The organism is Legionella quinlivanii, from assembly GCF_003265995.1.
GTDB classification, from domain to species: Bacteria; Pseudomonadota; Gammaproteobacteria; order Legionellales; family Legionellaceae; genus Legionella_C; species Legionella_C quinlivanii_A.
This window is the reverse complement of record NZ_MVJN01000003.1, coordinates 35,996-50,324: the sequence shown is the minus strand read 5'-3', so window position 1 is coordinate 50,324 and position 14,329 is coordinate 35,996. Positions and strand designations below refer to the sequence as shown.

Here is a 14,329-nt window from a genome sequence, read left to right as displayed (position 1 = left end):
TATCAAGAAGTAAAATATGAGTCAGCATAATAACAAAAATGATATTCAGGAAAACAATAGTTCAGTGCCCGCTGTAGAAAATCAGAGTATTTCAATAGAATCACCCCTTTTTATCGTTGCGATTGGTGCATCGGCTGGTGGTCTGGAGGCATTAAAATGCTTTTTTTCGACTGTTCTGCCTCGCGATGATGTGGCCTATGTTGTAATCACGCATCTTAGCCCTGATAGTTCAAGCATGCTTCCCGAGTTGCTGAAAGTCAGTACCATACTCAAAGTGGAGAATATTAAAAAGTCTGAGCCAGTTAAAGCAAATCATGTTTATGTTCTCCCGCCTGGCTATTATGCAACTATCAAGAATAAAACCCTGGATCTGATTGAAGTCAAAGATCATGAAATCAGACTGCCCATTGATTTTTTTCTTCGGGCTTTGGCTAATGATCAGGGTAGATATGCTATTTGCGTGATTTTATCGGGTGCCGGAACGGATGGTACTGTAGGACTTCGAGCGTTAAAAGAGTGTGAGGGATTGGTTATAGTACAGACAGTCAGATCTGCTCTTTACGACGGAATGCCTAAAAGTGCAATTAGTACCGGGCTTGCAAATTATGTGCTTAGCCCGGATCTTATGTTTTCTTCTATTGCCCAGTATATAGCTCATTTTCATGATAATGCCTTGCCTTTGGCGGATAGCGTATCAGATGAGATCAGACAAATTCTGGTGTTATTAAATACGCATACAGGACATGATTTTTCGCTTTACAAGCCTAATACCATTTTCAGACGAATACAAAAGCGCCTCAATTTATTACAAATTGATAATTTGGGTTTTTATATTCATTATCTCCAGCAGCATCCCGGCGAGCTGGAAATTCTCTTAAAAGAATTGCTAATCAATGTAACCCATTTTTTTCGTGATCCGGAAGCCTTTGAAGCCCTGCGCAAGGAAATTACACAATTGCTGACAGAAAAATCGGCTGATTACTGGATTCGGGTGTGGGTGCCGGGCTGTTCAACCGGTGAAGAGGTATATTCCATTGCTATTCTTCTCCAGGAGTGCATGGATCATTTAAAAAAACATTTTAATGTTCAGATTTTTGGAACTGATATTGATGAGGATGCAATTGAAATTGCCAGAGCCGGTATCTTTTCAGAAAACTTGATGGCTGGATTGAGTGAGGAGCAAAAGGATCGTTTTTTTGTGAGAGAAGGGAATCAATATAAAATTAGTATCGATATCCGCAAAATGATTATTTTTGCAACTCAAAATCTGGTGAAGGATCCACCATTTACCAAGCTGGATTTGCTAAGTTGCAGAAACTTGCTGATCTATCTGAATGCTCAACTGCAGAAAAAAATTCTGCCCTTGTTTCATTACAGTTTAAAGCCCCGAGGCTTATTATTTCTAGGTACTTCTGAGACGATAGGTAGTACAACCGATTTATTTACTATTGTGGACCGGCGATGGAAAATTTTTATACGAAAAGGAGGTGCTTCCTCTTTTCACTCGATGTTAAATTTACCCTCAGGTGCATCCAATCATGAAATTCATGATACAAAGACAACGGAAAAAACCATGCAAGACATTGAGCCAAATTTATCCAACCTGGTACAACAAACATTATTAAAAAATTGTACACCGGCCTGTGTTATTATTGATGACAGAGAGAATATTGTGTACATCTATGGCCGTGCCAGCAAATTTCTGGAGTTTGCATCAGGAGAAGCTCGTCTGCAGATTTTAGAGATGGTACGCCCTGAGTTGAAGCAAAAGGTTTCCCTGGCAATTCGCAAGTCAAGCACCCATCACAGGGAAGTTGTCTTCAATGGATTGCAGTATAAAGATGGCGACAATCTTAAATATATTAATTTAAAGGTACGCCCACTGGTCGAAGCAGAACTATTCAAACGAAAGCTGTTCTTAATTATTTTTGAAGAAATGGAAGTATTTATTGATACGGAATTGAATGGTAAAGCACTCAAAAAAGCAGAGATAGATAAAAAGATCACTCAGTTGGAAGAGGAGCTCAAATACACCAAAGAAAGTTTGCAAACAACGATAGAGGAGCTTGAAACTTCCAACGAGGAGCTTAAATCAAGTAATGAGGAACTGCAGTCTACCAATGAAGAGCTTCAAAGCACTAATGAAGAAATTGAAACATCCAAGGAAGAACTTCAGTCTCTGAATGAGGAATTAACCACAGTCAATGCTGAACTGGAAAGCCGCATTGAGCAGTTATCCAGCGCAAATAATGATATTCGCAATTTGCTTGATAATACTGAAATTGCCACAGTCTTTCTGGATAAGGATTTGTGTATAAAGCGTTTCACACCCAAAGCGACTGAAATAATTAATTTAATTACTTCTGATGTAGGAAGACCATTAAGTCATATTGTTTCCAATTTGAATTATGAGAATCTAATCGATGACTCATGGCTGGTATTGAGAACTCTGGAATCCAAAATAATAGAAGTAGTTGATAAAAGTGATAATTGGTATGTGGTCAGAATTATACCTTATCGAACCGTTAATAATATCGTTGATGGTGTTGTGATTACGTTTCTGAATATTCATGCTCAGAAACAGGCTGAGGATAAGTTAAATGAGCTTACGGAAGAATTTAACAATCTTTCCCAGGTGAATCGAGTGTTATTGCAGTCTCTAAATAAACCGGCCATTATAATTAATCAAATGGATAAGTTTGAATTTATCAATACCGCATTCGAGCAGATGTTCCAATTAAGCTCGGATGAGCTGACAGGTAATACTCTGCAAAAGTTAAAGGGATTATGGGATCTGCAAAAACTTAGAGATCTCTGTGAAAAAATCAGAGCCGAATATACATCTCAGCTTGAGCTGCCTCTCGAGAACTTCTGTAAACAAACAGGAACGCTGTCGGCTTTTATTTATAGAGATAATGAGATTTTATTGCTAATAACCATTCACAGCAAACCTGCCTGTTGAATGTATTCATTTGTGCTGTGGAATAACATTAGAAGTTTAACAGGGAGCGTATATGCTGGATGATTCTCCAGTGAGAGATCTTGACAGCCGCCTGAATGAATTGGAACGTGAGTTGCAATTTAAAGAAAAAAGAATTAGAGAGCAGGCGGAACATATTGCCGAACTTCATTTATTGCTAAGCTCGGTGCGAAACGACTATAAGGAGTTGTATAATTTCAATACATCGATTCATTTATTGGTCGATAACAATTTTTCAATTAAAAAATTTAATTTTAAAGCATCACACCTTCTTAATTGTGATCCGCTGATCTTGCAAAATCGATCATTTCTTAGTTTTGTCAGTGAAGATACTAAGTGTTATTTACAAAGAAGTGTTGAGCAATTGGATATCATGAGAACAAAACAAAGCTGTGAAATAGTTTTGTTAAACGCGAATGCTGATCGTAAATATGTGCAGGTAGAGCTTACACTCTCAAAAGATAGTTTGATCAATATTACATTGATTGATGTGACCAGTTTACGCAGGTTGGAAACCGGGTTCTATGAGCTCAATCGCTCGTATAACCTGATCAATAGCCTGTTTCAAACGGCCAATGAGGCAATAGCCGCAGTGGATTGTGATTTCAACTTTATCGCCATTAATAAGTCGTTTATAGAAACCTTTTCTCAGGTTTTTGCGGCCAAAATTGCTATTGGGATGAGTCTGCCTCGTCTGCTGGGGCGTCGCACGTCCTTAAAAAGCAGAATTATGACCGCTTGCAGCAAGGCTATCTCTGGAAATCCCAGCGTTATAGTTATCGAGAACTCCAATCTCGATGAAACAGTGTTTTACTATGAGCTTTATATAGCTTTAATAGAACCTGTCTACTCACAAAGAAAAAAACTCTATCTGCATATTAAAAATCTTACTTCCTTCAAATTGCAGGAAAGAGAGGTACACAAACGGCAAACTGAGCTAGAGCGAGTGGCGCGCAGCAATATCATGGGTGAACTCATATCAGCATTGGCGCATGAAATTAATCAGCCGCTTACTGCTATCAAGGCCTATAGCCGAAGTTGCCTGCTCAAGATAAAACAAGATCAGGCATTTAGTAGTCTGAAATTTCCCCTGACTCAAATAGCAAATCAATCGGAGCACGCGGGCACGATTTTACATCGCATGAAAGATTTCATGCGCGATGGGACAATGTACCTAGAGTTGACTGATATTAATGAGCTAATCAGGCAAACAATTCCCTTTCTTTATTATGAAAGGTCGAACAAATTGCGTGTGGAGCTAGTATTAGCAGAAAGTCTACCCCTGATACCACTTGATCGGATTAAATTAATGCAGGTTATTCTCAATCTGGGGCGAAACAGCATCGAGGCTTTTGAAGGACACGTTGGCAATAAACCGCTAATTACTGTCTCTACTGTAAGAGAGGGTGAGCACTTGCATATTCATTTTCGTGATAATGGCCCTGGTATTCCTGAGAATATACGCAATAAAATCCTTTCTTCCTATTTTACTACCAAATCCCAGGGAACTGGACTTGGCTTATCAATCTGCCGCAGTCTGATTAAAGCGCACGGTGGTTCCCTGATAATAAATGATAATGAAAAGGGAGCCTGGGTTACCATTTCTCTCCCGATAAAGGAAGCAATATAATGACCATCAAGACAATTTATATCATTGATGATAATGAGGCGGTGTGTTCTGCCTTGCATTTTCTCTTGGACTCTTTCTTTAATGTTCCTGTGGAAATATATAGAAGTCCACTGGATTTTCTGGATAAATTTTCCTTAACCTGGCAGGGATGTCTGATTATTGATTTATTTTTACCTTACATGGATGGTAATGAGTTACTGCAGGAGTTGAAAAAGCGTAATAACCGAATGTCTTCAATTGTCATTAGCGGACATGGCGATCGACTAGCGGAAAAGCAGGCTCTGGAAAACGGGGCAACTCATTATCTCACTAAACCGTTTAACATTAATGAATTACTGGATAAAATCGCCCAGATACTTGAACTCCCGGCAGTGGTGGCTGAATAAATCACAAGCTTAATTAACTTTATCCGCGTTCTCGTATCATCATTTTCCTTTTCAGACTCTGTTGTCTAAGATCTTAATACAGAACCAACAATTGCTCTTAGTCTAGGCAGATATGAAAAAACGCTGGGCTGTATTATTGATTATCGCAATGGGTATTGCTGCCAGCTATTTTCTTTTGCCGGCCCGGCGTATTACGGTCACACATCCCTATTTTGGTACTGCAGTCAAGGCAGCTTATGGAACAGGCACGGTAGAAGCATCGGTAATGATGCCCATTGCCTCGAGAGTAACCGCGCGTCTTATTGCGTTAAATGTCGATGAGGGCAGTGTGGTTAAGAAAGGGCAGGTTTTAGCACAGCTTGACAATGAAGAACTTGAACATAATCTTGATGAGCTAAAATCACGCGAAGAGTTTGCACGCAAAAAATTCGAGCGCAGTGCTTCTTTGATAAAAAAAGGTAACGTATCGCTGAATGAGTATGAAAGCGATCGCACGAGCTGGCTTGCTGCTCAGGCCGCTGTGGATGCGGCTGAAGCGAAGCTTGCTTATCTGCAGCTGATTTCTCCGGCCGATGGCACCATCATTCGCCGCGATGGTGAAATTGGCGAACTGATACCTGCCAATCAAACCATTTTCTGGCTGATGTGTTGTGCACCGCTCAGGGTTTCCACTGAAATCGATGAAGAAGATATTGTCGCAGTGCAGCCTGGTCAGGCGGTGCTTATCCGCGCGGATGCTTTCCCCGGTGAAGTCTTTCATGGAGTCGTACAGCAAATCACTCCCAAGGGGGATCCCATCGCCCGCAGCTATCGTGTTCGGGTCAGTTTTACTAAGAAAAATCCACTCAAGATTGGCATGACGGCTGAAACCAATATCATTTATTATGAAAACAAGCATGCTCTTCTTGTTCCGGCAAGTGCGGTAATAGACGATAAAGTCTGGCTGGTTAAAAATGGCCGCCTTAAGCTGCTGCCCGTTAAAACGGGAGCAAAGGGTGAGCATGAGGTTGAAATTATAAGCGGCCTTTCCGCTGATGATTTAATTGCGGTTGCTCCAGATAGCCATTTCAGGGAAAATCTCTCGGTTCGCATTCATTTGGAGCAGGATAAATCATGAGCCTGTCGGTGAAAATTGCGATCAAATATCTAATGGCGAGAAAAAGGCAAAGTCTGGTGTCTTTATCAGGGATTATACTGGGCGTATCTTTCTTTCTGACTATTTCAGCGACCATGCAGGGTTCAGAGCGAGACTTCATTAATCGTCTGATTAACAATACCGCCCACATCGCAATTACTGATGAATTTCGCAATCCGCGTATCCAGCCCGCACAAAGCTATTTTAAAGGGGCTGTTGAAATCAGCAATCTGCGTCCGCTTACTGAAATTCGCGGCATCAGGGGTTATAAGGGTGTTATTTCTTATCTTCGCCGCGATCCGAACATACTGGCGGCAGCCTCCTTGAAAGGCCAGGTACTTATTAATTTTGCCGGCAAGGATTACGGGGTTAATTTAAATGGTATGCTGCCTGAGGAAATTGGGCAGGTCACCACTCTGGGCTCCTATATGAAGCAAGGTTCTCTCGATAATCTGATAGCTAATCAGGATGGCATTATTATCGGCAGTGAACTGGCCAGAAAGTTATCACGCCGCCTGGGCGATAATCTGACTATTATCGCCAGCACTAATCAGGTGAGAGTATTCAAAATCGTGGGCATATTTCGTACTGGACGAGCTGATTTTGACAATACCCAGGTTTATGCCGGACTCAAAAGAGTGCAGGCTTTGCTGAACAGACCAAACCGTGCCAATGCCATCACCATCAAGCTAAAAGACCCTTATCAGGCGTTTAAGCTAGCCTCTCAGGTTGAACATCATATTGGTTATAAATCGGTTTCCTGGCAAGAGGCCTCAGAAGATTTACTCAATACCCTGATGATTAGAAACATCATTATGTATACCGTAGTTTCCGCGGTTCTGATTGTGGCGGCTTTTGGGATTTACAATGTGATCTCAACAGTGGTAATGGAAAAACATCGAGATATTGCTATCTTAAAATCTATGGGCTTTCATGCGAAAGACATTCAGCGCATTTTTCTGGCACAGGGAATTATACTCGCAGTTTTAGGTTGCCTGATGGGTTTGCCTTTAGGCAGTGTTCTCATGTATGGAATGATGCAAATTGAATTTAAAACGCCGGGAAGCACCGAAATAATTCATATGCCGATGGATTGGGGCTGGCAGCAGTTTGCTATTGCCGGTGGCTTCGCCTTAATTGCGGCTTTGTTTGCCAGTTTATTGCCGGCTAGAAAAGCCGCGCTGGTTAGACCCATAGAAATTCTGCGAGGTGAAATATGAGTGCTTCAGTTATAAAAGTGGAACATTTAACAAGGAAACTGGCAGGAGAGGTACCCATTACTTTAGTGAACGATGTTAGCCTGCAGGTTGAGAGCGGAGAATTTCTGGCGATTACCGGCCCTTCTGGCTCGGGCAAGTCATCCTTGCTCTACTTGCTGGGTTTACTGGATAGTCCCAGCATGGGCAGCATCTGGATTGAGAATGAGGACATCAGTCATTACACCGAGGAACAGCTGGCAAGTATTCGTTTACGCAAATTAGGATTCATTTTTCAGTTTCATTTCTTATTACCCGAATTTACTGCTCTTGAAAATGTGATGTTACCCATGCAGCGATTAGGGTATTTAACAGCAGAGGAAATTTTCAAGCGTGCCAGTGGCTTGCTAGAGGAGCTTGGATTGGGTTCACAAATGAATAAGTTGCCTAAACAGCTTTCCGGTGGCCAAAGTCAGCGAGTGGCAATTGCCCGGGCCCTGGCCAATGAACCGGTGGTTATTCTGGCTGATGAACCTACAGGAAATCTAGACAGCGCCGCAAGCCAGAATGTACAGAGCCTGCTGAAAGAAATAGCCCATCATTATCAGCGAACGGTTATTGTTGTCACCCATGATACAAATTTTGCCGCAAGCACTGATCGGCAGCTGGTGCTGGTGGATGGGCATTTGCAATAGAACGATTTTGAGAGTTAAAGCGAAGCAATTCCTTAAGGATTTATCCTCAGGAATTTTTCAACATTAAAATCAAAAAACCAATAAAAGCGATCAGAATGATCGCCAAAACCCCCATTGTTCCAAAACTTTTGCTCATATTTTCACGACTGAAAAGCTCGGGCCGGTTTTTTACTGTTCGATAGAGATACCAGACAATCAGGCCTGCGGCGGCAATCCCAAGGATTTGATAAAAGGTTTCCATTATTTCTTGTTTCCTTCCTTGAAGCTGAACGCGTCTGAATACAACTGGGATTCATCGAGGCCCTGAGCCAATAATTGGTCACGAACAATATAAGCCATATCAAAGGGACCGGCGACAATTATTTCAAATTGTTTAAGATCATCAGGATGCTTTTTTATTGCCAGTGGAGCCAGAAAATCCGATTCGGGAGGTAGTAAAGTAAAATATTTAAAATGGCTGGTGTGTGCTTGCCATTGCTTTACTTTATCATCCATGTACAAATCGCTGTGTGAGCGAGCGCCCCAGTAGAGTTCAAAGGGCCGTTGATCCCCGGTTGCCAATAACTGCTCAATCATTGCCTTCACAGGTGCAAATCCAGTGCCTCCGGCGATAAACAGAATGGGTTTTCCCGGTTGTAGTCTGGAGAGGGTGCAATTCCCGAAGGGCAGGCGGATAGTCACTTGCCCTTCATTTTTAATTTGTGTGAAAAGCGGTTGATTATAGGGGCTGCCTGTATGGCGAATGTGTAATTCGTATCTGTGTGAGCCTAAGGGCGCATTGGCAATGGAATAGCTATTATAGCTACTATTGGTTTTGATCTGCAAATATTGGCCCGCTTCGTAATCCACATAATGTAAAGGAGATAGTATTAACTCGATAATACTGTCTGATAAGGGATTTATATGCTCAACTTGAGCAGTAATTTCGGTATTTTCCATTATTTTAGTCCTAGCTTTTCCCAGTAACTGTTTACCTTGTCCAAAATTTCGGCATCCATGGAGATCGGTTTTCCCCATTCACGTTGCGTTTCTCCCTGCCATTTACTGGTTGCGTCAAATCCAACCTTGGAGCCTAAGCCCGAAACGGGTGAGGCGAAATCAAGATAATCAATGGGGGTATTCTCAATCATCACCGTATCGCGTGCAGGATCCATTCGCGTTGTCATCGCCCAGATAACATCCTGCCAATTGCGTGCGTCCACATCATCATCGCATACGATTACAAATTTAGTATACATAAATTGTCTTAAGAAAGTCCACACCGCCATCATTACCCGCTTGGCGTGGCCGGGATATTGTTTTTTAATTGTAACCACCGCCAGACGGTAGGAACAACCTTCCGGTGGAAGATAAAAATCGACAATTTCCGGAAATTGCTTTTGCAGCAAGGGAATAAATACTTCATTTAAGGCTACACCGAGAATGGCGGGTTCATCCGGCGGGCGTCCCGTATACGTGCTGTGATAAATGGGATTTTTCCGGTGGGTAATGCGCTCCACTGTAAAAACAGGAAACGATTGGACCTCATTATAATAGCCGGTATGATCGCCAAACGGTCCTTCCGGCGCCAGAGAGCCTGGTTCAATATAACCTTCCAGAATGATTTCAGCGCTGGCGGGAACGTGCAAATCATTGCCGATGCATTGTGTCAGCTGAGTGCGTTGACCGCGTAAAAGTCCTGCAAAGGAATACTCGGAAAGCGTGTCCGGAATGGGGGTTACTGCCGCGAGAATGGTAGCGGGATCGGCCCCGAGAGTCACTGCAACTGGAAATGGCTCACCCGGTCGGGCTTTTTGCCAGTCCTGATAATCCAGAGCTCCTCCGCGATGAGAAAGCCAGCGCATAATCAGTTTGTTTCTGCCAATTACCTGCTGGCGGTAGATGCCCATATTTTCGCGTGGCTTATTCGGTCCCCTGGTGGTCACCAGACCCCAGGTTATTAGTGGTGCCGCATCCTCGGGCCAGCAGGTTTGTATTGGAAGCGAAAGCAAGTCCACTTGCTCCTTTTCGATAATAATTTCCTGGCAGGGGGCGTTTTTTATCAGTTTCGGGGCCATCGTTAAAGCCTGCTTCAGTAAGGGAAGCTTGCCCAACGCATCTTTAAAACCCTTGGGGGGTTCCGGTTCTTTTAAACTGGTTAGTAGTTGACCAATCTCTCGCAGCGCACTGATTTGCTCTGTTCCCATACCCAGGGCAACGCGTTCCACAGTACCAAATAAATTGGTAAGAACAGGAATACGCTCATGAGACCGGGTAAACAGTAAGGCTGGACCTCCAGAGCGTAGTACCCGATCGCTTACCACCGTCATCTCGAGGAAGGGTGAAACCGGATAATCTATTCGCTTTAATAATTCCCGCTTTTCCAATTGTTCAATAAAATCACGTAAATCGGAATAAATCATTGTACTTGTCTTGTTTGTATTGGCTTTTAGCCGGTCATATTCCCGGAAATTATGGCATAAGCCTGATAGTAGTTACAGGATAAATACTGGTAAATCAGTTTTTTGCATTAAAAAAACAATCGCTGAGAGATTAATATCATCCGTTGCTTTAAAAAAGAGGCGGGAGTATGCTTAATCTAGGGTTACATTTTATTTATTATTAATCATGGCGATACTGCAACTAGACGCGGCATTGCTTCACTCAGCCGTAATGAGTGCCTGCAAAACGCTAATAGCTCAACGGCAAAATTTAAATGCGATTAATCTGTTCCCGGTTGCTGACGGTGACACCGGCGATAATATGGCGGCCACCGCACGCTCAATTGTGACTTACGCCAGGCAGCAGCCCGGCCTGGAGCTAACCTGCAAGGCGTTGGCCGATGCCGGCATTATGGGGGCGCGCGGCAATTCAGGAATGATTTTCTCGCAGTTTTTTAATGGCTTTATGGAGGCACTTCCTTTACCTGAGCCCCTCGATACCCGCTCGTTTGCGCAGCTGGTAAAAACGGCGGTGCAAAGTGTTCGTGCTGCAATTCTAAAACCGGTCGAGGGAACCATACTGACTGTCATGGAAGTATGGGCGGCTTGTCTCGAACGGGACGCGGCTCATACTGACTGCGTGGTCGAATTGGTAAACCAGACATTGCCCGAGGTGCAGGCGGCAGTTGAGTCGACGAGAAACACGCTTGCAATCCTGAGGGAAGCGCAGGTGGAGGATGCGGGTGCTTTAGGCTTTGGATTTTTTGTCGAGGGATTTGCCAGCTATCTGGCAAATCCTCAACCGCTTGATGACGAGATTGAAGAGGTGCCGGTTAGTGAAAATCATCAGCATGAACAACCTGTCCTTGGGAATCCGCCTCAGAATCGCTATTGCACTGAAGCCATCATCGCCGGCAGGCAGCTCAATAAAAGCGAGATTGTCAGCTCCCTGCAGGAGCATGGCGACAGCATTGTTCTCACCGCTAATCAACAGTTATGCCGTCTGCATCTCCACTGCAACCAGCCGCCTTCGGTATTCAAAATTTTAAGACAGCACGGCAGCATACAGTCCCCCAAGGTTGAGGATATGCTGAGACAGTATCAGGTGATGCATGAAAGCCGCTATCGCATTGCCTTGGTTACCGACTCCAGCGTTAATATTCCGCAGACCATTCTTGATGATTTTCAGATTCATTTGATTAATCTGAATGTGCATTACGATGGCCATGATTTATTGGATCGATACTGTATCGAAAGTAAGGATTTCTATAGCAGCTTATCGTCGCTGCCCGCTTATCCCACAACGTCGTTTCCTGCTCCCGCCTTAATCAGGGAGCGAATTGAATATTTATCTCTGCATTACGATCAGGTACTGGTTTTGAGTGTCGCCAAAGTGCTAAGCGGGATGCATGATGCGCTTTGCAAAGTAGCTGACAATTTTAGCAATGTGCATGTAATGGATTCTCGTCTGGTTTCCGGCTCGCAGGGGCTGTTATTGTATTATGCGGCTGAGCTGATTGCGGAAGGTATGGAAATTGAGGCGATCAAGGCGGCTTTGGCTGAACGAGCTGGCAGGACGCATTTATTTGTCATGGTCGACCAGTTCGATGCGTTAATCCGTTCAGGACGAGTCAGCAGACTAAAGGGAATGTTTGCACGTTATTCAGGTGTTAAGCCCATTATTTCCTTTGATCAGGAAGGCAGAGCGGTGATAAAGGACAAGGCGTTTGGTGAGACCAAGGCTTTAATAAAACTGGTTAATATCGTCACTGAACTTGCCAAAACCAGTTCACTGGATAATTACTGTATCGTACATGCTGGCGTGCCGGAAAAAGCCGCTGAGTTTGCGACAATGACCTATGAGGCTTTTGGCCAGGAACCCGTTTTCGTTGAGCCGGTTTCAACGGCCATCGGTTTACATGCCGGGCAAGGGTGTATCGCTTTGGGAGCCATGTTTCATTAGGCGCTCTTTTTTGCTGGACAAAATCAGTGAGAGCAGGAGGCCATAAAGAGGAACAAAGGACCCAATACTAATGACCAGCTTAAATACCAGGTCAACACTGGCTATCTCTAGCCAGTGGGCTCGAAGAAAGAAATCGCTTGACTGGTAGAATGCGATAAAGAAAAAAGAATAGGTATCGAGAATGTTACCAAAAATGCCTGCAACGGTCGGCGCAACCCACCAGGAAGGTCGCTGTCTTAAACGCTGAAAAAAACTGATATCGGCTAATTGGCCCAAAACATAGGCGCTGAAACTGGCCAGTGCAATTCGCAGGGCAAAGGGGTTATTGACCCAGAAACTGCCGAAGCTAAACCAGTTGCTGATTAAATAAGAACTGCACAAACCAGGCAGCATCGCCAGAAAAATAATACGCCGTGAAGTTGCTGCGCCGGCCAGTCTTGTTGTTAAATCCGTTAGAATAAAGATGACCGGATAGGAGAATGCTCCCCAGGTAGTATGAAAACCGAAGATAATTATTGGATGCTGCACCAGCACATTACTCAGGCAAAGAAAAAAAACATGTAGCCCGGTAAGGGAAAGCAACTGTTTGGACATGATATGGAGTAATGATTGAAAATCGGTCATTATATCATAATTAGCTCGAGACAGAATGGATTTTGAGGGTGCTTTTTGTTACTTAATTTGTCTTTTTGTGCTAAAATGAAGTGGTTTTGTTATTCGATTTTGTTGTTATGAAAGAAAAGCAGTTATCAATTTACGCAGTCCTTGAAAACGATACAATTAATTTCCGGGAGATTGACGACCTCTCCACTATTCCGCTGGCAAACAGATCATTCCATGCCGAACATCAGCTCGCTGAGCTATTTAACAAAAAACCGGTTTTGGGTTCCGGCAATTTTCAGACACGTGGGGTGAAGTGCAATAGAGCGCAAAAAAAGCTGATTAAATTTGATCAGGCTCCTCTCTGTGCTGAAGTGAAAGAAAAAAAAGATCATTATGCCGATCTGCATAAAATTAACCTGAAGTTTAATGGTCTTTGTGAGTTAATTTGTAATTTTGTAATTATGGAGGACAAGCTGGGAAAAGCGTCTTCATCAACTAATCGCTTCAGCGCTGCGTTTGCAAAAACTTCCTTTGAGATAAGAGAGGATGATGGCCTGTTAAGTTTGATAGAAAGAAAGCCGATGGCATCCAGGCACCGGTTCAATGTCTCAGATATTAATAAATCTAATGTGAAAAAAAGTCATATTCTTCATGTCAGCACATTTTTTCAGAAAGTGATTGCCTATTTTTTTAATATTTATCCTCATGATTTATTTAAACCGTTTGAATCGAATCAAAAGGATGGAATGGTTAATGAAACTCGTCTGGCGGAAAAGCTTAATGCCCTTCCCGATGGGCATTATGTAAAATTTTCGGTTTTTCGGAAAGGGCGATTCGAGTTTGAAGGGCACTCAATGGTCATCAAAAAAACCGGTGGAACCTACTCCTTTTTTGATCCTAATGAAGGAGAGTATATTGACTTGTCGTTTGATGAACTTTGCCAGAAAATTAATCATGCCATGCAAAAAAATAACGGTACTCATATGGCTTTTATTGACGGCAAGGCCTATGTGGAAAGTTTACAGGTAAAAGATGACCTGTCGATTGCTCCCGGCCCGGCCTGAGAGAGCCAAAATCAACCCTCACCCTGGTCCTTACTGCCATTAAGGTAAGGACTTCTGTCATTCCCGCGAAATGCGGGAATCTATTTCCTCAGTCGGCATTGTGGCTAGCTCAGAGATGGATCCCCGCCTTTCGCGGGGATGACAGTTTAATATACAATTGAGCTTAACTTAATGGCAGTGACCCTAGCCCTCTCCCAAAGGGAGAGGGGATTTTTTCTAAAGTCCTCTCTCCCTTTGGGAGAGAGCTAGAGAGGGAA

12 protein-coding genes are annotated in these 14,329 nt (G+C 43.2%); 8 read left to right on the top strand and 4 right to left on the bottom strand.

The window, feature by feature from the left end; translation table 11 throughout:
- The first annotated feature begins 16 nt into the window (after positions 1 to 16).
- From B1207_RS03955 to B1207_RS03930, 6 genes are all read left to right on the top strand, one after another.
- Complete coding sequence (locus B1207_RS03955) at positions 17 to 2,962, top strand: CheR family methyltransferase (RefSeq protein WP_112218707.1); 2,946 nt, start codon at positions 17 to 19, stop codon at positions 2,960 to 2,962.
- A gap of 52 nt (positions 2,963 to 3,014) precedes the next feature.
- Complete coding sequence (locus tag B1207_RS03950) at positions 3,015 to 4,610, top strand: PAS domain-containing sensor histidine kinase (RefSeq protein ID WP_112218706.1); 1,596 nt, start codon at positions 3,015 to 3,017, stop codon at positions 4,608 to 4,610.
- A complete protein-coding gene (locus B1207_RS03945; protein ID WP_112218705.1) occupies positions 4,610 to 4,996 on the top strand; it encodes a response regulator transcription factor in 387 nt (128 codons plus the stop codon). The genes B1207_RS03950 and B1207_RS03945 overlap by 1 nt, the downstream gene beginning before the upstream one ends.
- Positions 4,997 to 5,108: 112 nt before the next feature.
- A complete protein-coding gene (locus tag B1207_RS03940; RefSeq protein WP_112218704.1) occupies positions 5,109 to 6,113 on the top strand; it encodes an efflux RND transporter periplasmic adaptor subunit in 1,005 nt (334 codons plus the stop codon).
- Positions 6,110 to 7,351, top strand: a complete 1,242-nt coding sequence (locus B1207_RS03935) for an ABC transporter permease (RefSeq protein ID WP_112218703.1) — start codon at positions 6,110 to 6,112, stop codon at positions 7,349 to 7,351. The genes B1207_RS03940 and B1207_RS03935 overlap by 4 nt, the downstream gene beginning before the upstream one ends.
- On the top strand, positions 7,348 to 8,022 hold the full coding sequence (locus B1207_RS03930) for an ABC transporter ATP-binding protein (RefSeq protein WP_112218702.1): 675 nt from the start codon (positions 7,348 to 7,350) through the stop codon (positions 8,020 to 8,022). The genes B1207_RS03935 and B1207_RS03930 overlap by 4 nt, the downstream gene beginning before the upstream one ends.
- Positions 8,023 to 8,068: 46 nt before the next feature.
- Here B1207_RS03930 and B1207_RS03925 read toward each other — a convergent pair whose 3' ends face one another.
- From B1207_RS03925 to ubiD, 3 genes are read right to left on the bottom strand one after another with little or no spacing between them, the layout of a single operon-like run.
- The gene (locus B1207_RS03925) at positions 8,069 to 8,263 is read right to left on the bottom strand and encodes a hypothetical protein (RefSeq protein WP_112218701.1); all 195 of its coding nucleotides are present in this window, start codon (positions 8,261 to 8,263) and stop codon (positions 8,069 to 8,071) included.
- A complete protein-coding gene (locus B1207_RS03920; RefSeq protein ID WP_112218700.1) occupies positions 8,263 to 8,961 on the bottom strand; it encodes an NAD(P)H-flavin reductase in 699 nt (232 codons plus the stop codon). The genes B1207_RS03925 and B1207_RS03920 overlap by 1 nt, the downstream gene beginning before the upstream one ends.
- Positions 8,961 to 10,424: a 4-hydroxy-3-polyprenylbenzoate decarboxylase gene (gene ubiD / locus B1207_RS03915; protein ID WP_112218699.1), complete on the bottom strand. Its 1,464-nt coding sequence runs from the start codon at positions 10,422 to 10,424 to the stop codon at positions 8,961 to 8,963. Before ubiD ends, B1207_RS03920 begins: the two co-directional genes overlap by 1 nt.
- A 205-nt stretch (positions 10,425 to 10,629) precedes the next feature.
- Here ubiD and B1207_RS03910 point away from each other — a divergent pair, with 205 nt between their 5' ends.
- Positions 10,630 to 12,405: a DegV family protein gene (locus B1207_RS03910; RefSeq protein WP_112218698.1), complete on the top strand. Its 1,776-nt coding sequence runs from the start codon at positions 10,630 to 10,632 to the stop codon at positions 12,403 to 12,405.
- Here B1207_RS03910 and B1207_RS03905 read toward each other — a convergent pair.
- The gene (locus B1207_RS03905; protein ID WP_112219006.1) at positions 12,358 to 12,999 is read right to left on the bottom strand and encodes a 7-cyano-7-deazaguanine/7-aminomethyl-7-deazaguanine transporter; all 642 of its coding nucleotides are present in this window, start codon (positions 12,997 to 12,999) and stop codon (positions 12,358 to 12,360) included. The two genes, B1207_RS03910 and B1207_RS03905, sit on opposite strands and share 48 nt — an antisense overlap.
- A gap of 137 nt (positions 13,000 to 13,136) precedes the next feature.
- Between B1207_RS03905 and B1207_RS03900 the strand changes: the two genes are divergently transcribed.
- Complete coding sequence (locus B1207_RS03900; RefSeq protein ID WP_112218697.1) at positions 13,137 to 14,072, top strand: YopT-type cysteine protease domain-containing protein; 936 nt, start codon at positions 13,137 to 13,139, stop codon at positions 14,070 to 14,072.
- The last annotated feature ends 257 nt before the right edge of the window (positions 14,073 to 14,329 follow it).

Coding starts and splice junctions, on each gene's coding strand:
- B1207_RS03955 (WP_112218707.1), top strand. CDS start 17: ATGAGTCAGCATAATAACAAAAATGATATTCAGGAAAACAATAGTTCA.
- B1207_RS03950 (WP_112218706.1), top strand. CDS start 3,015: ATGCTGGATGATTCTCCAGTGAGAGATCTTGACAGCCGCCTGAATGAA.
- B1207_RS03945 (WP_112218705.1), top strand. CDS start 4,610: ATGACCATCAAGACAATTTATATCATTGATGATAATGAGGCGGTGTGT.
- B1207_RS03940 (WP_112218704.1), top strand. CDS start 5,109: ATGAAAAAACGCTGGGCTGTATTATTGATTATCGCAATGGGTATTGCT.
- B1207_RS03935 (WP_112218703.1), top strand. CDS start 6,110: ATGAGCCTGTCGGTGAAAATTGCGATCAAATATCTAATGGCGAGAAAA.
- B1207_RS03930 (WP_112218702.1), top strand. CDS start 7,348: ATGAGTGCTTCAGTTATAAAAGTGGAACATTTAACAAGGAAACTGGCA.
- B1207_RS03925 (WP_112218701.1), bottom strand. CDS start 8,263: ATGGAAACCTTTTATCAAATCCTTGGGATTGCCGCCGCAGGCCTGATT.
- B1207_RS03920 (WP_112218700.1), bottom strand. CDS start 8,961: ATGGAAAATACCGAAATTACTGCTCAAGTTGAGCATATAAATCCCTTA.
- ubiD (WP_112218699.1), bottom strand. CDS start 10,424: ATGATTTATTCCGATTTACGTGATTTTATTGAACAATTGGAAAAGCGG.
- B1207_RS03910 (WP_112218698.1), top strand. CDS start 10,630: ATGGCGATACTGCAACTAGACGCGGCATTGCTTCACTCAGCCGTAATG.
- B1207_RS03905 (WP_112219006.1), bottom strand. CDS start 12,999: ATGTCCAAACAGTTGCTTTCCCTTACCGGGCTACATGTTTTTTTTCTT.
- B1207_RS03900 (WP_112218697.1), top strand. CDS start 13,137: ATGAAAGAAAAGCAGTTATCAATTTACGCAGTCCTTGAAAACGATACA.